Raw genomic sequence first — 23,728 nt, forward strand, 5'->3', positions numbered from 1 at the left:
AACGATACACAGTTGATCCGCAGCAAAGGTCAACTGCTTTTGTTTAACCCGATCGCTAACGAAGCCCACCGAACGCTGATCATCATGCTTTGGAGGCTAACTCATGAACCAACCGATTTTTGAAGGTATCGCGACCGCTCTGGTCACTCCGCTTACGGACGCGGGGATCAATTTTGAACAATTCGGCACGCTGATCGATTGGCAGATCGACGCTGGGATCGACGCGCTCGTCATCTGCGGAACGACGGGCGAAAGCTCGACGCTCACGGACGAGGAACATCGCGCCGCGATCGAATTCGCCGTCAAGCGCGCGAACCGCCGCGTCCCGATTATCGCCGGAACCGGTTCAAATCATACTGATTACGCCGTCGATCTGACCCGCTTCGCCTGCGAAGCCGGCGCCGACGCCTGCCTCGTCGTCACTCCCTACTACAACAAGGCGACGCAAAAAGGGCTCGTCAAATATTATACCGACGTCGCCGACGCCAGCAGCAAGCCGATTATCGTTTACAACGTCCCGTCGCGGACCGGCGTCAATATCGAACCCTCGACGTACGCCGCAATGGCGGACCATCCGAACCTCCGCGCGATTAAAGAAGCCAATTCCAATATCGCCAAAATCGTGGAGACCTCGCGCCTCGTCCGCGGGAAGATGGATATCTATTCCGGAAACGACGATCAGGTAGTCCCAATCCTCTCGATGGGCGGGCGGGGGTGCATCTCCGTCTTATCAAACGTCCTCCCGAAACGGACGCGCGATATCTGTACGCTGTTCTGGAACGGCGATTTCCGCGCCGCCGCCGAGCTTCAGGGAGACCTGATCCCGCTGATTAACGCGCTGTTCTGCGAAGTGAACCCGATTCCGGTAAAAGCGGCCGTCGCCGCGATGGGGCTCTGTGACAATATGGTCCGCCCCCCGCTGACACCAATGGAACCGGCGAATTATGAAAAATTGATCGCGCTGATGCGCGCGGAAGGATTAGCCGTATGAAAATCGTTCTCAACGGCGCCTGCGGGCGGATGGGCCGGGAAATTCTCCGCCTGATCGAATCGGGGTATCATGGCGCGGAGCTCGCCGCTGCCGTCGACCGGAATGCGGCCGCTCAAAACGTCTACGCGAAATTATCCGATTTCCACGGCGAAGCGGACGTAATCATCGATTTTTCCACGCCCGACGCGCTCCCGGATCTCCTCGCGTTCGCGACGGAACGGAAACTGCCGCTCCTGATCGCGACGACGGGCCATAGCGCGGACCAGGCAGCCCAGATCCGCGACGCCAGTACGCGGATTCCCGTCCTCCATAGCGCCAACACGTCGATCGCGATCGTCCTCCTTACGGAGCTGATCCAACGGACCGTCGCCCTTTTCCCGGAAGCGGACGTCGAAATCGTCGAAACGCATCATAACCGCAAAGCCGACGCGCCCAGCGGAACGGCTTTAACGCTCGCTCGCGCCGTCCAGGCGGTTCGTCCCGCTGCGAAAATCCTGACCGGACGAAGCGGAGCGTCAAAACGAAAGCCGGAAGACGTAACGATTTCCGCCGTCCGCCGCGGAAATATCGTCGGAACGCATGAGGTCCTGATCTCGACCGATACGCAGACGATCACGCTGAAACATGAAGCGCACGACCGCGCGCTCTTCGCCGAAGGCGCGATCGCCGCCGCCGAAATCCTCGCGCGCCGGGGGCCCGGATATCTCACAATGCAGGATATTTTTGATGAACCGAAAGGACGGGAAGGATGACAAGGCGAATCCAGGTCGCCATCGCTGGGTATGGAAATCTTGGGAAAGGCGTTGAAGCCGCGGTATCTGCCGCGCCGGACATGACGCTCGCCGCCATCTTCACGCGCCGCAGTCCCGCCGAAGTCGCAGCCCGGACGCCGAACGTCCCGGTCCTGAGCCTGGATCAGGCGAAGCCGATGAAAACTTCGATCGACGTCATGATCGTCTGCGCCGGGAGCGCGACCGATTTGCCTGAGATGACGCCGGCGCTCGCCGCCGACTTTACCGTCGTCGACAGCTACGATCATCACGCGCTCATTCCGGATCATTTCGCAAAAGTCGACGCCGCCGCGCGTCGGGGCGGTACGTTAGCGCTGATCGCTGTCGGCTGGGATCCGGGAATATTTTCGCTGAATCGCCTCTTCGCGAGCGCCGTTTTCCCCAACGGAAGCGATTATACGTTCTGGGGAAAAGGCGTCAGCCAGGGACATAGCGACGCGCTCCGCCGCGTCCCCGGAGTCCGCGACGCCCGTCAATATACGATCCCACGTGAAAGCGCGCTCGCCCGCGTCCGCAGCTTCGAAAATCCGGTTCTTTCGACCCGCGAAAAGCACGTCCGAGCCTGCTTCATTGTCGCGGAAGACGGAGCGGACCGAAACGAAATCGAACGGACTGTGAAGTCGATGCCCGGGTATTTCGCCGGCTACGATACGACCGTCACCTTCGTGACGCAGGAGGAGCTCGACCGGGACCATCGCGGCATGCCGCATGGCGGTTCCGTGATCCGGACCGGTCGAACCGGTCCCAACCGGGACCATCCGTACCTGATCGAATATCATGTCGATATGGCGTCGAACCCTGAATTTACCGGCGCGATCCTGACCGCCTACGCCCGAGCCGCCGTGCGCATGCGCGAGCGCGGCGAACGGGGCTGCCGAACGGTGTTCGACGTCGCCCCGCGCGAGCTGTCCGCGATATCCGACGAGGAGCTCAGGGAAACGCTCCTCTAAGCGCATCTGCCGGGAACGGTTACACAAAGAAACCGCTTCGTCACCCAATAGCACGAAAAAAGCGATCAGAACCAAAAACAGAGCGACGTTCATACTATAATTCCCGTTGCATTTTAATGACGCCGAAGGATCTGTTTATGGAAAAGATTGTGATAAAGTTCGGCGGGAGTTCGCTGGCTTCCGCCGAACAGATTCAAAAAGCGGCGGCGATTATCCGCCGTCATACGGAAAGCTGTTATGTTGTCGCTTCCGCGCCCGGGAAGCGGTTCCCCAAAGATAGTAAAGTCACCGACCTGCTCTATCAGGCTTACGACGAGGCGGCTGACGGAAAAGATTTCTCAACAACGCTCGCGAAGATCAGGACCCGATTCGACGATATCGTGCGTGAGCTTCGGCTTGAGCTGTCGCTCAGCGCGGATTACGCCGAGATCGAAAACCGGCTCCGGACCGCGCGGGAACGCGACTTCATGGCCAGCCGCGGCGAATATCTCAATTCAAAGATTCTCGCCGCGTACCTCGGTTATCCGTTCGTCGATCCCGCGCGCGCCGTCGTCTTTCGCGAAAACGGCCGTTTGGACGCCGAAAAAACTGACGTCCAGCTGCGGGATGCGCTCGCGGGGCTGACCTTCGCCGTCATCCCCGGTTTCTACGGCGCGCGCCCGGACGGAACCGTTCAGACCTTTTCCCGCGGCGGATCGGACGTAACCGGATCGCTCGTCGCGAAGGCCGTCCGCGCGAAAGTTTACGAAAACTGGACCGACGTATCCGGGATGAAATCCGCCGACCCGAGAATCGTCCCGAACCCACGGACGATCCGCGTCATCTCGTTCAAGGAGCTGCGCGAGTTATCGTACATGGGCGCTACCGTGCTGCATGAGGACGCGGTTTTCCCGGTCCGCGAAGCCGGGATCCCGATCAACGTCCGCAACACCAACGCGCCGGACGAACCCGGGACGATAATCGTCGCCGAAAGCCCCGCCGACACGGCCGACGCTCCGATTACTGGGATCGCGGGCCGGAAAGGCTTCGCGACGATTTATATTGAAAAGAACATGATGAATCAGGAGATTGGTTTCGGGCGCAAGTGTCTGAGCGTTTTGGAAGACGCGAACGTTTCGTTTGAGCATATGCCTTCCGGAATCGACACGCTTTCGATTATCATCAACGCCGCCGAATTCAACGCGCATCGCGACGAAGTCCTGAACGGAATCGAATCCGCGGTTCATCCAGACTCGATCTCTTATGAAAACGACCTGGCGCTGATCGCCGTCGTCGGTCACGGCATGATGCGTAAAAAGGGGATTTCCGCCAGGATTTTTACCGCCCTCGCCAACGCTAAAGTCAATATCCGCATGCTCAATCAGGGGTCCAGCGAATTGAATATTATCATCGGAATCGAGGAAGCTGATTTCGAAACCGCGATCCGCGCGATTTACACTGCGTTTTACCCGGCTTAGAAAATGAAGAACTCTCTCTGATTTTCGAGAGAGTTCTTCGTTTAATCGTGTCGTCTTAGCTTAGAACGCCGGAGCGACCGAGCCCTTATACGTTTCCTCAAGGAACGTCTTCATCGCGTCGGAGGTCAGCGCCTGAGCGAGCGCGATAAACTGCGGAAGCGCCTGCTCGCCGTCACGGACGGCGACGACGTTCGCGTATTTCACGGCGGCTTCCGAATCCTTCGCCTCCTGCGCGATCGCGTCGGCGGTCGTCAGTCCGGCTTCAAGCGCATAGTTGCCGTTGATCACCGCGAGATCGACGTCCTGAAGCGATAACGCAACCTGGGCCGCTTCAATTTCCTGGATTTTGATTTTCTTCGGGTTGTCAACGATATCCTTCGCGGTCGCTTCCAGCCCCTTCCCCTCGGCAATCTTGATCAGCCCGTTCGCCTCAAGCAACAGCAGCGCGCGCGCTTCGTTCGTCGGATCGTTCGGGACCGCGATCGTCGCGCCTTCGGCTAAATCGTCGATCGACGCCGTCTTTCCTTTATACAGGCCCATCGGCTCGAAATGCACCGCGACGAGCGGAACGAGCGTCGTCCAGCTCGAATCCTTTTTGCTTTCCGACGCGTTAAAATCGTCCAGGTAAGGCTGATGCTGGAAGAAGTTCGCGTCGATCGAACCGTCTTCGAGCGACATGTTCGGGAGAACGTAGTCGGTAAACTCGACAATCTCGACAACAATCCCCATTTCAGCCAGACCGTCCTTAACCGCTTCGAGCATGACGGCATGTGGAACCGGCGACGCGCCAACTTTAATCGTAACCGGGTTTTCCTTCGAGAACTGGGCTTCGCCTGCGGTCATGCCGACCGCGGCCATCATCGCTTCCGAAGCGGCGATAACCGTCGCTTCCGCGTCTTTCGCGGAAATTCCCGAAGCCGCGGCAACCGTCGCAATCACATCCTCCGAGCTGGCCTGGGCGGCGGCCATCACGGCTTCCGAAGCGGCGGCGACCGTCGCCTGCGCTTCTTCAACGGAAATCCCGGCGGCCTCGGCGAGCGCGGCGGTCGCGTCGTCCGAAACGGAAACCATCGCTCCGGCAACCGCCTCTGCGACTTGATCAACCTCAACCATCGGAGTCGCGGTCGGGTCAGCGCTGCATCCGGCGATTGCCAGCGCAAACAGCGCGACGAGTACAAATAACATTTTCTTCATTTCTTTCACCTCATCACAAAATTTTGGTTTTGTAAACCGGGCGTCCGCCCGGGATTTACCTGTGAAATCGTTCAAAAGTCAGCACAACCTCAGACGACGGACAAAAGCCTACTGCGCCATGCGCCGGTCGATCTTCGCCGCGACCGCGCCGCCGAACCGCTGGAAAATCTCAACAATCAGGACCAGCAGGATAATCGTCACCCACATGATATCCGGCTGACGTCGGTAATAACCGTACCGAATCGCCAGATCGCCCAGCCCGCCGCCGCCAACCGCGCCGGCCATCGCATAATAATTGATCAGGCTGATAATCGTTATTGAGACGCCGCGAACGATCGACGGGAGACTTTCCGGAAGGAGGATCTTGAAAATAATCTGGGCGGAGGTCGCCCCCATCGCCTGACCCATTTCGATTAAGCCGCCTTCGACCTCAACGATCGACTGCTCGATCATGCGCGCGACGAACGGGATCGCCGATACGCTCAACGGCACGATCATCGCGTTCGGACCAATCGACGTCCCGACAATCAGACGCGTCAGCGGTAAAATCGCGACCAGAAGGATAATAAACGGAACCGAACGCCCGATATTGATCACGGAACTGAGAAACTGATAAACCGGCGGATTCGGGCGAATCGAACGCGGCGCGGTCACGACAACGAAAATCCCAAGGGGGATCCCAATCAGGTAGGATACCAGCGCCGTCGCCAGCGTCACGTACAGCGTCTGCCACGTCGCCAGGAGGAGTTCTCCGCGAAATTCGACAACCGCTGTTCCCAGGCCAATCGCCGTCCCCAAGATCCACGTCCAGACCGACGCGGCCGACGAACCGAACCAACTAAAAAATTCCATAGTTCCCCCGCGCGCTGCGATTTCCGTCCAGAAGGCGGCGCGTAATTTCAACGCTCGAATTCAGCAGCACCTGCCCAATTTCGCCCTTATCCACGATCCGCGACTGGTCGATCACAGCGACTTTGTTGCAAATCCGTTTGACGATCTCCATCTCATGCGTAATCATGACAATCGTCGTGTGGAACTCCTGATTAATATCCCAGAGCAAATCTAAAATCTGATTGGTAATCAGCGTATCGAGGGCGGACGTCGCCTCGTCGCAGAGCAGCACATCCGGCATCGTCGCCATCGCGCGCGCGATCGAAACCCGCTGCCGCTGGCCGCCGGAAAGCTGGGAGGGGAAATTCCGCGCCTTTTCGCTCAGGCCAACCAGACTCATCAGCTCTTCCACACGCGATTGAATCTTGACCCGCTCAACGCCGGCGATCTCCAGCGGAAACGCGATGTTCCGCTCGACGCTGCGCTGCATCAGCAAGTTCGGGCTCTGGAAGATCATCCCGATCCGCCGCCGGAACTCAAGCAGCGCTTTTCCCGTCAGCCGAACCGGCTTTTCGCCCTCAATCTCGCGAAAGACGCAGCGGCCATCGACGATAATCTCGCCGCTCGTCGGCTCCTCCAACAGGTTGATGCAACGGATCAGCGTTGACTTTCCCGCCCCGCTCATTCCGATAATCCCGAAAATATCCCGCCGCTCGATCACGAGATCCACATGATCTAAAACGACAAGATCTTCGCCTCCATTTTTGAAAATTTTACTGAGCTGCCGAATTTGAATCATCGTCTTCCTTATTCATTTACCAGCCGCAAAACCGGTAAACGATTCTTTACGATCACGGCGCCGAGAATATCGACCCATAAAAAAGAGGCCCTTTCCTATTTTCCAAGAGCCTCATGCAAATCTTCTCATGATTCGAAGCAGAACGACAGATTAGAACATGAAGCGGAACCGCCCAATCAGGCGGAAGCGCATCAACATTCCTTCTCCATTTCGTTCAATCGTTTTCATGAAAAATAGTTTAGTCGAATTCGGGTCAAAACGACGGCGGCGCCGGTAAAAACGTGACAAGATCGAGAAACGCCAGCCCACTCATCCCCAATCCGCACGGGCGGACGCCGAACGACGGTATAATTTTAACCATACGCAGAGGAATCCGCGGGGAAGCCTGACAGCGGGTCTATTTAGCCGCGCGGCGCGCCGATTCGGACGAGTAATAAGGTTCGCCGTTGGTTCCTTTCGAACAAACAGGAGACGCTTCATGGTTTTCGGAAGAACCGGAGGAATTCTCGAAATCCTCCTCATTTTAATCATCATCCTGATCCTTTTCGGTCCGTCGCGGATCGCGAAAGTAACCCGCGAACTGGGACGCAGCATCGCAGCTTTCCGGGAAGGGCTCAACGAAAAACCGAACGACACGCCCGCCGGCGGGCCCGATCCGGACGAGCCCAAAGAATAACCTCCAGGGCAAGGACATCCTTCACGAATGAATATCCTGAACGTCGGAATCCCGGAGCTCCTCCTCCTCGGGGTTATTCTCCTCGTAATTTTCGGCCCGGACCGTCTTCAGGACGAGGCGAAGAAAGCCGCGCGAATCGTCCGCGCCGTTACCCGTTCGGAAACGTATCGCGAAATCGCCGCTCTCGTTCAGGCTTTCCGCGCCGCGCCGCAGCGTGTCATGCGCGAGGTCCAGCTCGAAGAAATCGAGAAAGAAATCGCCTCGTTTGAGGACTGCGCTTCGGCTTCGGCCGGAACGGCCGCCCCGGCGACTCATTCTGAGAAACAGGAGCCGGAGCTTTGAAGCGGCCTTTGGAATCGGACGATTCGCTTTTCGCCGCGTTCAGGCCGCACCTGCGCGAGCTTCGCCGGCGCATTATCCTCAGCGCGCTGGCGTTTTTCGCCGCTTCGACCGTCAGCTTTATTTTCGCCGGACCGTTGATGGAGTTGCTGGCCCGCCCGGTCGGCGGCCTCGGATCGCTCCAATCGCTTGAAGTCACCGAAAACTTCACGGCGTCCTTTAACGTTGCGCTTCTCGGCGGCGCAATCCTTGCGAGCCCGGTGATATTGTACGAGATCGTCGCGTTTATCCTTCCCGGACTGAAAGAAAACGAACGGCGCTTCCTGCGCTTCCTCCTTCCTTCCTCAGCGCTGTTTTTCGTCGGGGGCGTCCTGTTCGCGTTTTTCGCGCTGCTGCCGACCGCGATCCCGTTCCTGACCGGCTTCATGGGGATTGAGACGCGGCTTCAAACCGGCCCGTACTTTTCGTTTACAACGGCGCTGCTGTTCTGGATTGGGATTGTATTCGAGCTTCCCGTCGCCGTCTTTCTCCTGGCAAAAGCGCGCGTCCTGTCCTCCGCGCTCCTACTCAGGAACTGGCGGATCGCGATCGTCGTCATCGCCGTCTTAGCCATGCTGATCACGCCGACCGTCGATCCGGTGAATATGCTGCTGCTGATGGCGCCGCTCGTCGTTCTCTTCTTCGTCAGTATCAGCTTCGCGAAAATCGCCGAGCGCGGCGCTCCGCCCAAATAAAAACGCGCGTCGTTCTTAAAGAACAGCGCGCGTTTTCAAGCCCGGAGCCTAAGGAGGAAGACGCCGGTGAAGAAATCGTCAATACCGGTAAAATCTCGAATTCAAACAAACCAGGAAAAACCCGATCAGCAAAAGCCAATAGTTATACTCCGACGCCATCGGAATATAGGTGAAATGCGCGATGATACCCAACACCCCGATAAAAAAACCGAATATCCAACCGCCGTTCATGCGTCCCACCCTCCAAATCAGTCTCAGTCAGTAAAAGGTAAGATGCAAGTAACATGCCAATCAGCGGATCTGGCGCGGATTTCGACCGTCCCGGCGCCGTCCGCGCCAAGCTCGATCACGGCGAATTTCGGATCGCCACGCCCGTAAACGTTCGCCTTTTCCGTCAACGCGCCCGGATTCACGATAACGCGGCCAGCGACCGCCTCCACCCGCGCCAGATGGGTATGGCCGTAGACCAGGAAGTCGTCGGACGCCGCTTCGGACGGAAAACCGAGATTCATCGTCCGGAGCGCAAGGCTCCGCCGCGCCGCCATGCGCCGCATCCTGAGATAATCCGCAAGCGACGACCCGTACCCATGGAACAGCAGGAGTGACCGCCGGCCAATCCGGAACCGGCGCATCGCCGGCAGCTTTCGCCAATCCAGGATATCGCGGTTCCCGCGCACGGGGTATATCGGCGCGATTTCCGCCAGCGGCGCGAGTCCCGGGAGCCAGGCAATATCGCCGGTATGCAGCAGCGCGTCCGGCTCAGCCGCCGCAATCGCCGCGGTCGCCTCCGCCGGAAGGCGTTCTCCGCAATTGAGATGCGTATCGCCCAGCGCGACGAGCCGGAGCCGACGATCCTCCGGGATCCGGAGCTCGTCTTCGACAACGCGTTCCCATCTTCTTCGAAAATCGTTATCCCACAAGGAACCGTCCAAAGTCATTTCCTCAATCTATTTTACAGAAGAAGCGTTCCATAAAAATTTCAGCTTAATCCGAACCGGGCCTGATCCGGCGCGCGCCTGATTTTTCTTATTATAATTTCGATAACGCCGGACTTCAGCTTCGCCGGCGGAAAGGTACGGCAAGAATCCGAATGGCTCCAATTCAATTCAAAATTCACAGTCTCGAAACCGCGGGCGAAGCGCGGGGCGTCGCCGTCGTCATCGACGTGCTCCGAGCCTTTACAACGGCCGCAGTCGCAACCGCCCTCGGCGCAAAAGAGATCCGCTGCGTCGGGACGATCGAAACCGCGCTGGCGCTGAAACGGGAGCTCGGGAACGCTCTCGTCATGGGCGAAGTCGACGGCTACGCGATTCCTGAATTCGACCTGAATAATTCGCCGCTGCGGCTGCGCGACAGCGACATTCGCGGAAAAACGCTGGTCCAGCGAACGACCGCTGGAACGCAGGGACTGATCCGCGCTGAGAACGCTGAGATCCTGTTCGCCGCGGCGCTCGTCACTGCGTCAGCGACCGCCGAACGCGTCCGCGCGCTCGATCCGCGCGAGGTTCATTTTATCGCAACCGGAATCACGGCAGACGGGCGCGGAGACGAAGACGTCGCCTGCGCCGAGGTCATCCGCGACCTTATCCTCGGCCTCCCGCTCCCCGATCCGGAGGCACTCGCCGAGCGCATTCGCGCCTCGAAGAACGGTCTGCGTTTCAGCGACCCGGCCTCCCGCGACCTGCCGGCAGGCGACCTTGATATCGCTTCAGAGCTCGACCGCTTTGATTTTGCCCTGTCCGCGGTCCGTCTTCGCGACGGCTCGATTCGGCTGATGCCGAAAAAAGGAGCCGGCGCATGAACCGTCGCCGACGCCCGCCGCTGGCCGCTTCGCGAAACCGGCCGCGCGCCTTCGCAGCCATCTTCATCTTCGCCGCTGTTTTTTTCCTGATTCTCCGTCCGGCTTCCGCCGAAGACGTAACGCTGATCGGGCCGAACGAGGCGCTCTATTCGCTGGGCGATCCGCTTTCCGCGGAGCTCCGAACCAGCGAAAACGTAACCGCGACCCTCGAAATCGCCGACGTGATCGTCGAAGCCGATCGCGTTCGCGTCCGCTTCTTCGCGCATGGGATTTCGCCGGCATGGGCGGTCAAGATTACCGATCCGCGACGGATGACTGGAAGCTACCTGCCGGTCATGGAATTGGGGCTGCCGTCGGGAGAATGGCTGACCCCATCGTCGGCGTCGCGTTACTCGCTGACGGTTACCGACGACGACCTGATCCTCGGCGGGCTGTCCGAATTCCTGACCGATGAAAAAGCTGATTTTCTGATCCTGAATTTCAATCAGCTGCCTTTCGATACCGAGCCGTTAGCCGAAGGTGCGTCATTCCCGCTCCTTCTCCTTCCGGGGGATCATAAGCGGCGGACCGCGATCGAAAACCCGCTCCGCGTCAGCGAAAACGGGATTACGTTCAGCCTGATGAATACCGCCGAGGCTCCGGCGACCTCCATGTTCCAGCCGGGGATCGCCGTCGACCGTCCCGGCGAATCGCTTTCAGGGATCGGCTGGGTAACGATGACCGCGGCCGATGGACGCAGCGTTATTCTCAGGCGCGACGCCAGCTACGGCTTTAATCTATCCGACGACAACCGGACCTACCTCCGCAACAGCTATTATTTCAACGCCAACGGCGTCGAAGGGCCGCTGACGATCGGGCTGGATACCTTTTACCTGACCCGCGTTATCGACGATCCGGAACCGGTCGTCTGGGCCACGGCGCCGGAAATCGGCGAATGGGCTTCGCTCGATCTCACGCTTCCGCTCGACGAATTTAAAGCGAAAATCACCGCTTACAAGGTCTTCGCCTCGCGCCCGACCGACGCGGATCATCGTCACGCGTACGTCCGACTCTGGATCGACACGCCCGAAGCCGTCAGCCAGATTTTCTTCAGCGCCGATCCGGACGGATCGACGCTGGCGGGAGACTGCGGCGTGGAACCGACGACCGAAAAATTCGCCTGCGACGTTCCGATCGCGTCGTCGCTCGTCGGCGACATGATCCTCTACGTCCGCTCATTCGAATACAGCGTGAATCAGCCGATGCAGATCAGCTGGACGCCGCGCCGCTACGCGAAAGCTGATCGCGAGCCCGCCCCGCTGACGCCGCTCAGCTATGACCTCAGCGGACTGAACGACGAAGCCGCCGCCGATCCGCGGCTGACCGACGCAGTTCATGCGCTCCTGAACCGCGGGTTCACGCTGCGCGGGAAACCGGGTTGGATCGTTCAGAAATCGACAACCGTCAACGCTATTCCCAACCCAGAGCGTCCCGCCTTAATCAACCGCGCGCTTTACGGGCGGAATCCGTTCGCTTACCGGACCGAAACCTACGAACGGATCGACGAGGCGGGAAACGTCGTCGAAACCGTCTCGCTGCAAAAGGATTTCAAGGGGAAACTGGTGAACGGGACCTGGACAAACGCCAATTTTCGAATTTCGCTTCCGAACGGTTACCGGATCGAGACGTCGAACGGGATCGGCTCCGGCTACGCGGCCCCGTACGTCTATGGGAAGGAATTCCTGTCGCTGATCGGGCCACCGGCAAAATTCGAAAAAGCTGAAGCCTGTGAAAACGACGCGAATCAGGATTTAACCTGTTTCACGTTTTCGCAGTCGCTCCTCCCGGAAGCCGCCGAAAATCGTCTTGACGCAACGCTCCGGTTCCGGATCGCGATCGATCTCGCGTCCGGCGAATGGACCGAGGCGGAAACGGAATGCCTTCTGAGCGAAACGGATACAGCGCATTCACGCTGCATCCTGACGACGGCGGAGAGCGTCGAATGGACGGCGGAGACGCCCGCCGAACTCCGGAGCGTCCTCGACCGGTATATCACGGAATACTGATTCGAAATGAATCAGAAATGAAGTCTGAAAAGGAGATTGGATCATGATCAGCGCAAAATTCCTCTTCCCGCAGAAATTTACCTGGGGAACGGCCACCTCGTCGCATCAGGTCGAGGGCGGTCATCCGGATAACAACTGGACCGCCTGGGAAAAGCAGCCCGGGCGGATTCTCGAAAACGGGCTGAGCGACCCCGGCTGCGACTGGTGGGGCGGCGGACGCTGGCGCGAGGACCTGACCCGAGCGGCCGAAAGCGGCCAGAACGCGCATCGATTTTCGATCGAATGGGCCCGGGTCCAGCCAACCCCCGACAGCTGGGACGAAAGCGCGATCGATTTCTACCGCGAAATCATGCGCGCGATGATCGAGCGGGGACTGCGCCCCATGGTCACGCTGCATCATTTCACCGATCCGCTCTGGTTTACCGAACAGGGCGGCTGGCTCAACCCGGCGGCGCCGGCGCTCTTCCGCGGCTACGTCGAAAAAATCGTCCCGGCGCTGAAAGAATTAACGAACGAATGGATCACGATCAACGAACCGAACGTCTATATCTACAACGGCTATCTCACCGGCGCGTTCCCGCCGGGAAAAGCGTTTGCGCTGAAAGAAGCGGCGGCCGTCCTGAGAATCATGATCGAGGCGCACGCGGCCGCCTACCGGGCGATCCACGAGCGCCAGCCGGAAGCCGCTGTTTCGATCGCGATCAATCATATGGATTTCATGAGCAAAACGCCCGCGCTTCCGGACCGCTGGACGACGGCTTTTTTCGACCGCGTTTTCAACCGTTCGTTTATCGACGTTCTCGCAAAAGGAAGCTTCTCTTATGGGCCGCTCCGGATTCGATCCGCCGCCGCCCGGAACGCCTTCGATTTTCTCGGGCTCAATTATTACACGGGCAAGCAGGTCCGGTTCTCGACGGACCTGAATCTGGCGATGAGCTTCCCGCCGGGAGCCTCGCTCAGCGACACCGGATTCCTCGCGAACGAGCCGGACTCTTTCGCGAACGCGCTCCGCTGGGCCGGGTCGTACGGAAAGCCCGTCGTCGTCACGGAAAACGGCGTCGAGAACGACGAGGATTCGTTCCGCCGCGAATATATCGGGGACCAGATTTACCAGCTCTGGCGCGCGATTTCCGCCGGAATTCCGGTTACCGGCTATTATCATTGGTCGCTCGTCGATAATTTCGAATGGGAACGCGGCTGGACGCAGCGGTTCGGCCTCTGGCGGCTCGACCTCGCGACCGGGAAACGCGAAAAACGCCCCTCGGCCGATTTCTACGCGGCGATCTGCCGAAAGAACGCGCTCGAAGCGGAGGATCTAAAAACCTACGCGCCTGTCGTCTACGATCGGATTTTTAAGGATTGACGCGGGCGGCCGCTATTCCCACTCCGGGTCCAGCTCAAAAATCCATGGACCGTATATTACGCCTGATTCAATCTCCAGCATTAATCTGTGCGCTTCCTGCTTCGTCAGGACTGTCTCGTCGAACAAATCCAACCGGACGGATGATTCGAACGAAAAGTCGATACCGGGCGGATTTCCGTTCGGTGTTTCGTTGCAGCCCACGTTTAAACCGGCTGCGACAGCTCGTTGATTTGACGCGAAACGCTCCAGAATTTCTTCGCAGGGATGAAACCTTTCGCGCGGGATCGCAAACGCCTCCTCAAACGTAAGCGTCAGCGGCGGTTCAATCTCAACATCCGTATCAAAATCAAATATAAACCGCTCGCATTTCTCACCCATCGTTTTTCCGTCAGCAAGCTTCTCATCCCACCAGTTCGGCATTCCCTGATTCTGCCTCGCTGCGACAGAACCGAACTTTACCATTTCCTGTCCGCCGAAAAGCGACCATTCGCCGGAATCCGGGGTCGAAAAGCAGACGTCAAAAGCCAACACCTTTTTATCCGCGGATTCGATTTCCTTTTCTGTATCAGACCATAATTCCCGCGATTCAATCGACAGTTTGACATCGATAATCTTCACCGTTATTCCGTTCACCGTTTCTTCCGCAATCGCCGGATCGCCCGGCTTCGGAAAATCCGGGGGTACTGTCGGCTCGATATACGTCAACGAATCTTCATCCTGCGCAAACCCGACCGACGGCAGTACAAACGAAAGACAGACAGAAAGCAGGATAAACGCCCATATCGATTTATTTTTTTTCATCATCGCTCCTTTCATGGCTGTGATTCGTCCGTATTCAGCGAATCGATCGTAAAGACCCATGGACCGTATATCACGCCCGATTCAATCTCCAGCGTCAGAACATGCGCTTCCTGCTTCGTCAGAATGGATTCGTCGTAACCGTTCAGATAAACGGACGCGTCATATTTGGAATCAACGCCGGGCGGATTTCCGTTCGGCATTTCGAAGCAGTTCACATCTAAATCCGCCGCCAATGCGCGGGGATTCGTCGCGAAACGGTTTAAGATATACTCGCAAGGATGCGCCGCTTTATGCGGAGACGTGAACAACTGATCAAACCGCAGCGTAAACGGCGGTTCAACCTCAATATCCAACTCGAAATCAAACGTATACCGCTCGCATTTCTCACCCATCGTTTTCCCGTCGGCAGGTTTTTCATCGCGTAAACTCGGCATCCGGTCCCATACCCAGGAACAATACTGATCGAAAAGCAGCATATCTTTCGTACCCCAAAGCGACCATTCGCCGGAATCCGGGGTCGAAAAGCAGACGTCAAAAGTCAACACCTTTTTATCCGCGGATTTGATTTCCTTTTCTGTATCAGACCATAATTCCCGCGATTCAATCGACAGTTTGACGTCCATAATCTTCACCGTTATTCCGTTCACCGTTTCTTCCGCAATCGCCGAATCGCCCGGCTTCGGAAAATCCGGGGGTACTGTCGGCTCGATATACTTCAACGGATCTTCATCCTGCGCAAACCCGACCGACGGCAGTGCAAACGAAAGACAGGCAGAAAGCAGGATAAACGCCCATATCGATTTATTTTTCATCTTCGTTCCTTTCATGGTTGAAATTCGTCCGTATTCAGCGAATCGATCGTAAAGACCCATGGACCGTATATCACGCCCGATTCAATCTCCAGCATTAATCTGTGCGCTTCCTGCTTCGTCAGCCTGGATTCGTCATAACCGTCCAAGTGAACGGACGCAATCGCAAGAGGCTCCATGCCATCCGGAACCCCCGTCGGAATATCCGTACAGTGAATCGTTATCCCGGCTTCGCGGGCACGCGGATTCGTTTCAAACCGCTCCTTCATCTCCCAGCATGCATCATATCCACCGTAAGGGATCATCCATAACTTGCTAATTTCAATCGTAATCGGGAGTCCGATCTTCGTTTCCAAAGCAAAAGCATATGTGTAGCGGGCGCATTTTTCGCCGGTTTCCTTTCCATCCGCTTTTTTTTCATTCCAATAGTTGTATCTCCCCTCCCAGCCGCGCGGCACATCGAAATCGCTTGTCGGCATAAGTGGCAAAATTTCAAGATGCCATTCGCCTATATCCGGCATCGAATAGCAGACATCCACCGATATAGCCTGAACGTCTGTCGCTCCGTTCTCGGAATACCCGAACTTTCTTTCAATCGACCGTTTGACGTTAATAATTCGAACGGTGTACCCATTAACCGTCTGCTCAACCAAGGCTTTATCGCCAGGATTCGCCAGCGTCAAATCAAGATCAGATTCGCTGGACGTTCCTAATAGCCATTCCCGGCTAACCGCGGCATCCGGCGAATCGGTCGTTGGATCCAGATCATCGCCGCTTTGCGCCGTCACGGCCGCCGAGAACGCAAACAGGACGCCGGCAATGAACAGCAACATCCCGTAAAATTTTCGTCTCCTCATTCTCCCGCCTTTCCGCCCGTCTTTCCGCATGGTCCGGATTCAGCCTGATCCGCCGTCTCCGGGCCATTCCTGATTCGCCGCTTAATTCGTCGGCGTGATCTTGAATATCCATGGACCGTATATCACGCCCGATTCAATCTCCAGCATCAGCGCGTGCGCTTCCTGCTTCGTCAGCCTGGATTCGTCATAACCGTCCAAGTGAACGGACGCAATCGCAAGAGGCTCCATACCATCCGGAACCCCCGTCGGAATATCCGTACAGTGAATCGTTATCCCGGCTTCGCGGGCACGCGGATTCGTTTCAAACCGCTCCTTCATCTCCCGACAGGGATAATATCCCCCACTTGTACTAACCTTTAATTCACTGAACTCAATCGTAATCGGAGGATCGATCTTTGTTTCCAAATCGAAATTAAACATATATCTCACACATTTCTCACCGATTTCTTTTCCATCCGCTTTTTTTTCATCCCAATAATTAAATTTTTCTTCCCAGCCCTGTGATGCAATAGAATCCGTTCTCAACATATCCGGCGGACCGTCAAGAAGCCATTCAATTGAATCCGGCGTCGTATAGCAGACATCTACCGATATAACCTGAACGTCTGTTGCCCCGTTCTCGGAATACCCGAACTTTCTTTCAATCGACCGTTTCAGGTTAATAATTCGAACGGTGTACCCATTAACCGTCTGCTCAACCAAGGCTTTATCGCCAGGATTCGCCAGCGTCAAATCAAGATCAGATTCGCTGGACGTTGCTAATAGCCATTCGCGCATCACTTCACCCTCGGTCGGATCATACTGAAGATCAAGTGAATCAGCAAAAACTAAGTCTGAAGCTAATATGCTACCACAGCAAATCAATAAATATAAACATATTATTAATTTTGTCTTTTTCATTTTTTTTAACCTACTTTTAAAATTATTTAACTGTCCCAACGCAATAATTATCGCCAGAAACCGGAAGACTTACTAATGAATACGGGTCTCCCCTTCCACAAGATTTCACATCTCTGGATGCATCGCCAACCATATTTGTATAAATACGGTAATCTTTGTCAACCGGACCCGCCGATCGTTCACTAAAGTGAGGTTGATAGCCATTCATTAAAAAGTAAACGGATCCACCAATATACTGGGGAGTAACTTTTTGATTCACGACTGTTGTCCATTTTGCATTACAGAACAACGATTTCCTTGTTGACACCTCTACCTCAGTAACAGACTTACGTAAATAATAAGTCGCCGCATAATCGCACCCAGTTGAGTGAGGGTTTAAACCATGACACCCCATTCCCTGACAACTCCCCGCATGCACGTTTACGACGCCGATTGGCAACGCAATACAGCACAGAACGACAAACAAAACCACAAAATTTATCAGCCGTTTCCTCATAATTTTCTCCTTTTTAATATGCAATACCTTATACCTTGCGCTCGCCCGATTCTCCCCAGGGCAACGGCGGATGTGCGGCGCCGTTGGCTGATAACAGTGTAATTCAGTTGGAAAGCGTCGTCAAGATGAATACGATTGAATGATTGAGAAGACGACGTTTCAACGTTGACCGGGAAACGAATTCCGAAAGAGAATCTTTCGAGCTTGCATTCTTGAACTTTATCAGTGATAAAATTATTTACGAGCCAGACTTACCGGAAAGCCTTCGCGCGATTGACAGCCTGAATATTTTTTAAATCGTGGGAACGCGGGGAACCCCTCGCATAAATTGACCAAGGAGAAAAACATGAAGAAGAGTATCGCAGTATTCATCGTTATTGCCGTTGCGCTCCTGAGTATCAGCGCAGTTCTCGCCGCCGACGTCGAAGTCACCTGGTGGCACAGGTTCACCGAAGGGCAGGAGGCTATCCTTCAGGAAATCATCGCCGAATTCAACGAGGCCAACCCGGGGATCAAGGTCGTCGCCGAATCGCAGCCGTACGACGGGTTCCTTGCGAAGGTTTACGAAGCCGTTTCAACCGGGACCGGACCGGATATAATCTTCAACTACGCCTCAACCGCCGCCGACTATATCCCGGACGGGCTGATCGTTGACCAGTCGAAATACATGGAATCCGATTATAAAGCCCGCGTTTCCGAAGGGATTTACGCCGAATCGACCGGCTTTGAGGACGGCGGTCTCTACGCCGTCGCGGTCCAGTCGACCGGTCCGATCCTCTTCTATAATAAGACGATGTTCGATAAGGTCGGGTTTTCCGCTCCGAAAACCTGGGACGAGATCGAGGAAGCCGCGAAGGCGATCTACGCCGAATATAAAATTCCCGGGTTCGCGTTCGACTCGCTGACCGACGGAATGCAGGCGTTCCTTCTCCAGGGCGGCGGCAAATACGTCGATCTCGAAAAGAAGACCGTCCTGTTCAATACGCCTGAATTCGTCGCCAGCGTCGACTGGTACGCGAAGGGCGTCAGGGAAGGCTACTTCGGATTAGCGCCGACGACGGGGAACTACTTCTCGAACGACATGAGCGCCCGACAACTCGCCGCCTACGCCGGTTCCTCCGCCGGACTTCCGTACCTCGACCTCGGCGACGACGAGCTCGCCGCCGCGCCGCTCCCGCAGACCGCCGGGGGGACGAACTGGGCTCCGGCCTGGACCCGCTCCGCGCTCGTTTTCGCCAGCGACGAAGAGACCGAAAGAGCCGCGGTGAAATTCGTCGAGTACTTTACGAATCCCGAAAACGCGGGACGCTGGGCGGAAGCCGTCGTCGCGTTTACGCCGTATAACGATACCGCGGAGCTCGATTCCTTTAAGGCGTTCGTCTCCGGGAATATCGCGCTGACCGCGCTCAGCGAGCAGGCGCCGTACGCCTACGCCCTCCCGAGCTTCACCGGCGCGAACACGGTCCGGGACGAGCTGAAAGCGCTGATCGAGAAAGTCGCAACCGACCAGATGAGCGCCGCGGACGCGGTTTCCGCCGCCGAAGCGACCTCGAACGCCGCGATGCAGGAATAATTCACGCTGTTCTTCACAGGAAGAGGGCTTTCCAGCCCCCTTCCTGTAAAACGCTCAGGCCCCCAGATGATGAAACCGATTAAACTTGTCGTCTTCATGCTCGACGCGCTTTGCACGCTGGACCTCGATCAGATCCGGACGCTCCCGAACATGGGCGCGATCCTGAACCGCGGTTCGTGCGTCCGGCATCTCGAGCCCATCTATCCGAGCCTGACGTACCCCTGCCATGTCGCCGTGATCACCGGCAACACCGCCAAAGGCCACGGCATCCCGCACAACGAGAAAGTCGCCGTCGAAAATCCGCGCGCCCCCTGGTACAACCAGCGCTCGGATATCCAGGGCGATACAGTTTTCGACGCCGCCCGCCGCGCCGGAAAAACGAGCTGCGCGCTGAGCTGGCCCGTAACCGGAAAGGCGGATATCGATTTCAATATGCCGATGATCGTGCCGATTTCCTACCAGGGCGACGACCCGTACCAGTTCCTCGCCGGGAACGCGTCGCAGTGCCTCCTGGACGCGTATTACTGGAAATACAGCCGCTATTTAAAAGGAAGGGACCGAAGCCTCGACCTGTTTACCATGGCGCTGGCGCCGGATATCCTTCGCGACTTCGGCCAGCCGGACCTGATGTTCATTAAAATGTGCGATCTGGACACGGTTCGGCACCAGAACGGAATCGATAACGATTTCGTTAAAGCGCAGCTGAAAAAACACGACGAGGAATTCGCCGTGATCGTCGAAGCGGTTCGCCGTCACGGCGAATTCGATCAGACGGCGTTCGTGATCCTCGGCGACCATGGACAGGCCGATATCCGCCGCACGGTCAACATGAACCTGCTCCTCCGCGATCATGGCTTCCTGCGGACCGACGCCGGGAACCGCCTGATCGATTATCAGGCCTATTGCCATTCCGCCTCGATGTCCGGATGGATCCAGCTGAAAGATCCGGGCGACGCAGCGCTCCGGGAAAAGGTATACCGGTTCCTTCTGACGCTGAAGGACGACCCGGAAAACCCGATCGGCGTCGTCCTGACGAAGGAGGAAGCGGAAAAGAACTACGGACTGACCGGGCCGCTCGACTTCGTCGTTGAAGGCGAGGAACCGACCGCGTTTGACGCGACGCTCGCCGGCGCCGACCTGTTTACGCCCTACCTGAAGCCCGGACGCTATTACTCCGTCGCCAGCCATGGCTACCTTCCCGAACGGGACGAAACGACGACGCTTTTCGCCGCCGGAGCCGGAATCAGGCCCGGCGTAACGATCGAACGGACTTCGATTATTAACGTCGGGCCGACGCTCGCCGCGCTGACCGGAATCGAACTCCGCGACGCCGAAGGAAGCGCGCTAAAAGAGCTTTTATCCGAATCGTAGAAAGGGACGAACCTCGGCAAAATGAAGATTACCCTCGATCATATCACAAAAAAATTCGACGAAACGATCGCCGTAAACGACTTCACAGCGCAGCTCCCTTCCGGACAGCTGCTTTGCCTGCTCGGGCCGTCCGGCTGCGGAAAGTCGACAATCCTGAACATGCTCTCCGGGATCATCCCGGTCACGTCCGGAAGAATCTTTTTCGACGACCGCGACGTGACCGAATCAGAACCGGAAAAACGCGGGATCGGCCTCGTTTTCCAAAACTATTCCCTCTATCCGCATATGAGCGTTCTGGAAAATATCTGCTTTCCGCTCGAAATTCAGGGCGTCAGGAAATCCGAACGAATTCGCCGGGCGACCGAATTAGCTGAAATGGTTTACGTGGACAACCTGCTGAAACGCCGCCCGGCTCAGCTTTCCGGCGGCCAGCAGCAGCGCGTCGCGATCGCCCGCGCGCTCGTCAAAAATCCGCAGCTCCTTCTTCTTGACGAACCGCTGAGCAACCTGGACGCGCGGCTGAGGATCGAGATGCGCGAGGAGATTCGCCGAATTCAGCAGGAGACCCGCGTCACGACCATCTTCGTGACCCATGATCAGGAGGAGGCAATGAGCATTTCGGACCAGATTATCCTGATGAAAGACGGATATTTACAGCAGATCGCCGGGCCGCTCGAAATTTATCGAAACCCGGCGAACGAATTCACCGCCGACTTCCTCGGCAACCCGGTCATCAACAAACTTGCCGGCGTCGTCCGCGGCGGAAAAATCGCGGTTCGCGGGGCCGACCGGCCGATCTCCGTTCCCGGCGCGGAAAAAATCGCCGACGGCCGGGAGGTTCACCTGTCCATTCGCGCGGAGAGCTTCGATCCGGCGCCGGCCGTGGACGCTGGGGCGGACGATCCCGCTAATTTCATTGAAGGCAGCGTCGTCGCGCTTTCCGTGACCGGGAAAGATACGCTCGCGAACGTTCGCGTCGGCGATTTCGACGCCCGCGTCTTTATCGACAGCGACGAAACGATCCGAGCCGGCGAAACGATCCGGCTGACGCTGAAACCGCGCGGCGTCTTCGTTTTCGACGCCCAAAGCGGCGACAGGCTGGTATAACGATGAGCTCCGGCGAAACTCCCGTAAAGAACGGTTCCTGGAAAAAGAAAATCGAGCCGTTCCTCTATCTCCTCCCGTTCGCAGTCGGCGTCTGTATTTTTACGCTGTACCCGATCGTCAACGTTTTCCTCCTCTCGATCAAGGAAAACTATAAGCATCTGACTGGCGCGTATTCCGGCTTCGGCTTCGCCAACTTCGCGTTTATCCTCAGCGACCCCTACTTTCTTCAGGCGATCCGGATCACGTTTCAGTACGTCCTCGTCGTCATCCCGATCGCCGTTTCGCTTTCGATTATCTTCGCGTCGCTGCTGAACCAGAATATCCATTTCAACGGAACGTTTCAGACGCTGTATTTCCTGCCGATGATTACCTCGGTGACGGCGGTCGGGCTGACCTGGAAATACATGTTCAACTATCGCAGCGGGATTATCAACTTTTTCCTCGGGCTGGCGGGAATTCCGGGCGTCAACTGGCTCCAGAATCCGAAAGCGAATTTCTGGGCGCTCTGTATTTACGGAGTCTGGAGCATGCTCCCATTTACGATTATCCTGCTCCTGTCAGGGCTGCAGAATATCGATCCGCGCTATTATACGGCGGCGAAGGTCGACGGCGCGTCCCCGATCCGGATTTTCTTCCGGATTACCGTCCCGCTCCTGTCGCCGACGATCTGGCTCGTCATCATTATCAACACGATCAGCGCGTTCAAAGTCTTCAACGAACTTTTCCCGCTCTTCTCCGGACCGGGAATCGGCCATAACCTGTACACGCTCGTTTATTATATTTATTATCAGTTCCGCGGACTGACGCCGCCGAAATACGGGCGCGCCGCGGCCGCGGCCGTCGTTTTATTCCTGCTGATCCTGATTTTTACCCGGATCCAGTTCCTGATCCGAAAATGGAACAGCCGCATCCAGGGAAAAGAATAACCATGAAAAAATTGAAACTGTCGACGGTTCTCCTTTATCTCTTCCTGATCCTCGGCGCAATGCTGATGGTTTTCCCGTTTTACTGGATGATCAGCGGATCGCTCAAGACCTCCGAAGGCATCAATACCTTCCCGCCGCAGCTCATCCCAACCGAAATCACGCTCAGGAATTATCGCTTCGCGCTCGAAACCGCGCCGTTCGGCCGCTACTTCCTGAACTCGGTCCTCGCCGCCGTATCGAGCGTAACCCTCTGCACGATGACGACGATCCTGGCGGCATTCGCCTTTTCGAGGCTGCGCTTCGTCGGCCGGGTCCGCGTTTTCGGCTGGCTGCTGGCGATGATGATGGTCCCGTTTGAAATGGTCGTGATTACGAATTACCGAACGATTGTGCAGCTGGGCTTGCATAACCGGTTAATCGCGCTGATAATCCCGTTCACGTCGAGTATTTTCTACACGTATATCTTAAAGAACTTTTTCGACTCGATCCCCGATTCGCTGTATCAGGCGGCCCGGGTCGACGGCTGCTCGAACTGGCGGTTCCTCTGGCGCGTCATGGTCCCGATCGCGCGCCCGTCGCTCTTCACGATTATCCTGCTGAATACGATCGCCAGCTGGAACTCGTTCATGTGGCCGATGCTGGCGACGAATTCGAAAAACGTCCGGACGCTCCCGTTCGGGTTATACACGTTCGTAACCGAAGGCGGCGCGCGGAACGAAATCATGATGGCGGCCTCGACGATCGTCGTCCTGCCGATGATCCTGCTGTTCCTCGTGACGCGGAAAAATATCGTAAATGGCGTCGCCCGCGGGGGGCTGAAGGGGTAAAAGAATTACAGATTGACAACAGAAGGCGGAATGAATCTGCGATGAAGAAATAAATTCATGCGCATTGGCGGGAGGATCATGAAACGCGCC

At 56.8% G+C, this 23,728-nt stretch carries 23 protein-coding genes; 15 read left to right on the top strand and 8 right to left on the bottom strand.

The genetic code is table 11. The annotated features are described in order from the left end of the window. Positions 1-103: 103 nt before the first annotated feature. The 4 genes from BEQ56_10955 to BEQ56_10970 all read left to right on the top strand — a co-directional run bounded on the left by BEQ56_10955 (position 104) and on the right by BEQ56_10970 (position 4,189). Positions 104-991, top strand: a complete 888-nt coding sequence (locus BEQ56_10955; protein AOH43948.1) for a 4-hydroxy-tetrahydrodipicolinate synthase — start codon at positions 104-106, stop codon at positions 989-991. Beyond that, a complete protein-coding gene (locus BEQ56_10960) occupies positions 988-1,743 on the top strand; it encodes a 4-hydroxy-tetrahydrodipicolinate reductase (protein ID AOH43949.1) in 756 nt (251 codons plus the stop codon). The genes BEQ56_10955 and BEQ56_10960 overlap by 4 nt, the downstream gene beginning before the upstream one ends. After that, the gene (locus BEQ56_10965) at positions 1,740-2,732 is read left to right on the top strand and encodes a diaminopimelate dehydrogenase (protein ID AOH43950.1); all 993 of its coding nucleotides are present in this window, start codon (positions 1,740-1,742) and stop codon (positions 2,730-2,732) included. The genes BEQ56_10960 and BEQ56_10965 overlap by 4 nt, the downstream gene beginning before the upstream one ends. A gap of 137 nt (positions 2,733-2,869) precedes the next feature. After that, positions 2,870-4,189: an aspartate kinase gene (locus BEQ56_10970; protein ID AOH43951.1), complete on the top strand. Its 1,320-nt coding sequence runs from the start codon at positions 2,870-2,872 to the stop codon at positions 4,187-4,189. A 60-nt stretch (positions 4,190-4,249) separates the two neighbouring features. On the opposite strand, the gene BEQ56_10975 is transcribed toward BEQ56_10970, so the two are convergent. From BEQ56_10975 to BEQ56_10985, 3 genes are all read right to left on the bottom strand, one after another. Next, positions 4,250-5,158: a metal ABC transporter substrate-binding protein gene (locus BEQ56_10975; protein AOH44517.1), complete on the bottom strand. Its 909-nt coding sequence runs from the start codon at positions 5,156-5,158 to the stop codon at positions 4,250-4,252. A gap of 333 nt (positions 5,159-5,491) precedes the next feature. Further along, on the bottom strand, positions 5,492-6,169 hold the full coding sequence (locus tag BEQ56_10980) for a methionine ABC transporter permease (protein AOH44518.1): 678 nt from the start codon (positions 6,167-6,169) through the stop codon (positions 5,492-5,494). 52 nt (positions 6,170-6,221) lie between these two features. Then, entirely contained in the window at positions 6,222-7,013 is a 792-nt protein-coding gene (locus BEQ56_10985; GenBank protein ID AOH43952.1) for a hypothetical protein, read from the bottom strand. Between the two features lie 478 nt (positions 7,014-7,491). Between BEQ56_10985 and BEQ56_10990 the strand changes: the two genes are divergently transcribed. Genes BEQ56_10990 through BEQ56_11000 form a run of 3 tightly spaced genes read left to right on the top strand, consistent with a single transcriptional unit; the run spans position 7,492 to position 8,762 of the window. After that, complete coding sequence (locus tag BEQ56_10990; protein AOH43953.1) at positions 7,492-7,689, top strand: hypothetical protein; 198 nt, start codon at positions 7,492-7,494, stop codon at positions 7,687-7,689. Positions 7,690-7,716: 27 nt separating this feature from the next. Beyond that, on the top strand, positions 7,717-8,031 hold the full coding sequence (locus BEQ56_10995; protein ID AOH43954.1) for a hypothetical protein: 315 nt from the start codon (positions 7,717-7,719) through the stop codon (positions 8,029-8,031). An 8-nt stretch (positions 8,032-8,039) separates the two neighbouring features. Continuing rightward, complete coding sequence (locus BEQ56_11000; GenBank protein AOH44519.1) at positions 8,040-8,762, top strand: twin arginine-targeting protein translocase TatC; 723 nt, start codon at positions 8,040-8,042, stop codon at positions 8,760-8,762. Between the two features lie 254 nt (positions 8,763-9,016). Here the strand turns inward: BEQ56_11000 and BEQ56_11005 are convergent, their stop codons facing one another. Further along, a complete protein-coding gene (locus BEQ56_11005; protein AOH43955.1) occupies positions 9,017-9,682 on the bottom strand; it encodes a hypothetical protein in 666 nt (221 codons plus the stop codon). A gap of 170 nt (positions 9,683-9,852) precedes the next feature. Between BEQ56_11005 and BEQ56_11010 the strand changes: the two genes are divergently transcribed. From BEQ56_11010 to BEQ56_11020, 3 genes are read left to right on the top strand one after another with little or no spacing between them, the layout of a single operon-like run. Next, a complete protein-coding gene (locus tag BEQ56_11010) occupies positions 9,853-10,563 on the top strand; it encodes a hypothetical protein (GenBank protein AOH43956.1) in 711 nt (236 codons plus the stop codon). Next, positions 10,560-12,608 carry a hypothetical protein gene (locus BEQ56_11015; protein AOH43957.1) on the top strand — a complete coding sequence of 683 codons (2,049 nt, stop codon included), beginning with the start codon at positions 10,560-10,562 and terminating at the stop codon, positions 12,606-12,608. The genes BEQ56_11010 and BEQ56_11015 overlap by 4 nt, the downstream gene beginning before the upstream one ends. A 43-nt stretch (positions 12,609-12,651) precedes the next feature. Then, positions 12,652-13,971 carry a hypothetical protein gene (locus tag BEQ56_11020; protein ID AOH43958.1) on the top strand — a complete coding sequence of 440 codons (1,320 nt, stop codon included), beginning with the start codon at positions 12,652-12,654 and terminating at the stop codon, positions 13,969-13,971. Positions 13,972-13,983: 12 nt separating this feature from the next. Here BEQ56_11020 and BEQ56_11025 read toward each other — a convergent pair whose 3' ends face one another. The 4 genes from BEQ56_11025 to BEQ56_11040 are packed head-to-tail and all read right to left on the bottom strand — an operon-like array spanning position 13,984 to position 17,215. Further along, entirely contained in the window at positions 13,984-14,787 is an 804-nt protein-coding gene (locus BEQ56_11025) for a hypothetical protein (GenBank protein AOH43959.1), read from the bottom strand. After that, complete coding sequence (locus BEQ56_11030; GenBank protein AOH43960.1) at positions 14,784-15,599, bottom strand: hypothetical protein; 816 nt, start codon at positions 15,597-15,599, stop codon at positions 14,784-14,786. The genes BEQ56_11025 and BEQ56_11030 overlap by 4 nt, the downstream gene beginning before the upstream one ends. Continuing rightward, positions 15,596-16,468, bottom strand: a complete 873-nt coding sequence (locus tag BEQ56_11035) for a hypothetical protein (protein ID AOH43961.1) — start codon at positions 16,466-16,468, stop codon at positions 15,596-15,598. The genes BEQ56_11030 and BEQ56_11035 overlap by 4 nt, the downstream gene beginning before the upstream one ends. A 51-nt stretch (positions 16,469-16,519) precedes the next feature. Then, a complete protein-coding gene (locus BEQ56_11040) occupies positions 16,520-17,215 on the bottom strand; it encodes a hypothetical protein (protein AOH43962.1) in 696 nt (231 codons plus the stop codon). Between the two features lie 965 nt (positions 17,216-18,180). On the opposite strand from BEQ56_11040, the gene BEQ56_11045 reads away from it, so the two are divergent. The 5 genes from BEQ56_11045 (at position 18,181) to BEQ56_11065 (ending at position 23,638) form a co-directional block, all read left to right on the top strand. After that, positions 18,181-19,407 (top strand): hypothetical protein, encoded by a 1,227-nt coding sequence (locus tag BEQ56_11045; GenBank protein ID AOH43963.1) that lies wholly within the window; start codon positions 18,181-18,183, stop codon positions 19,405-19,407. Between the two features lie 66 nt (positions 19,408-19,473). Then, entirely contained in the window at positions 19,474-20,778 is a 1,305-nt protein-coding gene (locus BEQ56_11050) for a hypothetical protein (GenBank protein ID AOH43964.1), read from the top strand. Positions 20,779-20,799: 21 nt separating this feature from the next. Then, positions 20,800-21,885 carry a sugar ABC transporter ATP-binding protein gene (locus BEQ56_11055; protein ID AOH43965.1) on the top strand — a complete coding sequence of 362 codons (1,086 nt, stop codon included), beginning with the start codon at positions 20,800-20,802 and terminating at the stop codon, positions 21,883-21,885. Positions 21,886-21,887: 2 nt separating this feature from the next. After that, positions 21,888-22,811: a hypothetical protein gene (locus BEQ56_11060; protein ID AOH43966.1), complete on the top strand. Its 924-nt coding sequence runs from the start codon at positions 21,888-21,890 to the stop codon at positions 22,809-22,811. Positions 22,812-22,813: 2 nt separating this feature from the next. Continuing rightward, the gene (locus BEQ56_11065) at positions 22,814-23,638 is read left to right on the top strand and encodes an ABC transporter permease (protein AOH43967.1); all 825 of its coding nucleotides are present in this window, start codon (positions 22,814-22,816) and stop codon (positions 23,636-23,638) included. Positions 23,639-23,728: the final 90 nt, after the last annotated feature.

The sequence above is a fragment of the Anaerolineaceae bacterium oral taxon 439 genome (assembly GCA_001717545.1).
GTDB lineage: Bacteria > Chloroflexota > Anaerolineae > Anaerolineales > Anaerolineaceae > Flexilinea.

Excerpts from the sequence above, each read along its gene's own strand:
- BEQ56_10955 (AOH43948.1), top strand. The coding sequence starts at position 104 with ATGAACCAACCGATTTTTGAAGGTATCGCGACCGCTCTGGTCACTCCG.
- BEQ56_10960 (AOH43949.1), top strand. The coding sequence starts at position 988 with ATGAAAATCGTTCTCAACGGCGCCTGCGGGCGGATGGGCCGGGAAATT.
- BEQ56_10965 (AOH43950.1), top strand. The coding sequence starts at position 1,740 with ATGACAAGGCGAATCCAGGTCGCCATCGCTGGGTATGGAAATCTTGGG.
- BEQ56_10970 (AOH43951.1), top strand. The coding sequence starts at position 2,870 with ATGGAAAAGATTGTGATAAAGTTCGGCGGGAGTTCGCTGGCTTCCGCC.
- BEQ56_10975 (AOH44517.1), bottom strand. The coding sequence starts at position 5,158 with ATGGCCGCCGCCCAGGCCAGCTCGGAGGATGTGATTGCGACGGTTGCC.
- BEQ56_10985 (AOH43952.1), bottom strand. The coding sequence starts at position 7,013 with ATGATTCAAATTCGGCAGCTCAGTAAAATTTTCAAAAATGGAGGCGAA.
- BEQ56_10990 (AOH43953.1), top strand. The coding sequence starts at position 7,492 with ATGGTTTTCGGAAGAACCGGAGGAATTCTCGAAATCCTCCTCATTTTA.
- BEQ56_10995 (AOH43954.1), top strand. The coding sequence starts at position 7,717 with ATGAATATCCTGAACGTCGGAATCCCGGAGCTCCTCCTCCTCGGGGTT.
- BEQ56_11010 (AOH43956.1), top strand. The coding sequence starts at position 9,853 with ATGGCTCCAATTCAATTCAAAATTCACAGTCTCGAAACCGCGGGCGAA.
- BEQ56_11015 (AOH43957.1), top strand. The coding sequence starts at position 10,560 with ATGAACCGTCGCCGACGCCCGCCGCTGGCCGCTTCGCGAAACCGGCCG.
- BEQ56_11020 (AOH43958.1), top strand. The coding sequence starts at position 12,652 with ATGATCAGCGCAAAATTCCTCTTCCCGCAGAAATTTACCTGGGGAACG.
- BEQ56_11025 (AOH43959.1), bottom strand. The coding sequence starts at position 14,787 with ATGAAAGGAGCGATGATGAAAAAAAATAAATCGATATGGGCGTTTATC.
- BEQ56_11030 (AOH43960.1), bottom strand. The coding sequence starts at position 15,599 with ATGAAAGGAACGAAGATGAAAAATAAATCGATATGGGCGTTTATCCTG.
- BEQ56_11035 (AOH43961.1), bottom strand. The coding sequence starts at position 16,468 with ATGCGGAAAGACGGGCGGAAAGGCGGGAGAATGAGGAGACGAAAATTT.
- BEQ56_11040 (AOH43962.1), bottom strand. The coding sequence starts at position 17,215 with ATGCGCGAATGGCTATTAGCAACGTCCAGCGAATCTGATCTTGATTTG.
- BEQ56_11045 (AOH43963.1), top strand. The coding sequence starts at position 18,181 with ATGAAGAAGAGTATCGCAGTATTCATCGTTATTGCCGTTGCGCTCCTG.
- BEQ56_11050 (AOH43964.1), top strand. The coding sequence starts at position 19,474 with ATGATGAAACCGATTAAACTTGTCGTCTTCATGCTCGACGCGCTTTGC.
- BEQ56_11055 (AOH43965.1), top strand. The coding sequence starts at position 20,800 with ATGAAGATTACCCTCGATCATATCACAAAAAAATTCGACGAAACGATC.
- BEQ56_11060 (AOH43966.1), top strand. The coding sequence starts at position 21,888 with ATGAGCTCCGGCGAAACTCCCGTAAAGAACGGTTCCTGGAAAAAGAAA.
- BEQ56_11065 (AOH43967.1), top strand. The coding sequence starts at position 22,814 with ATGAAAAAATTGAAACTGTCGACGGTTCTCCTTTATCTCTTCCTGATC.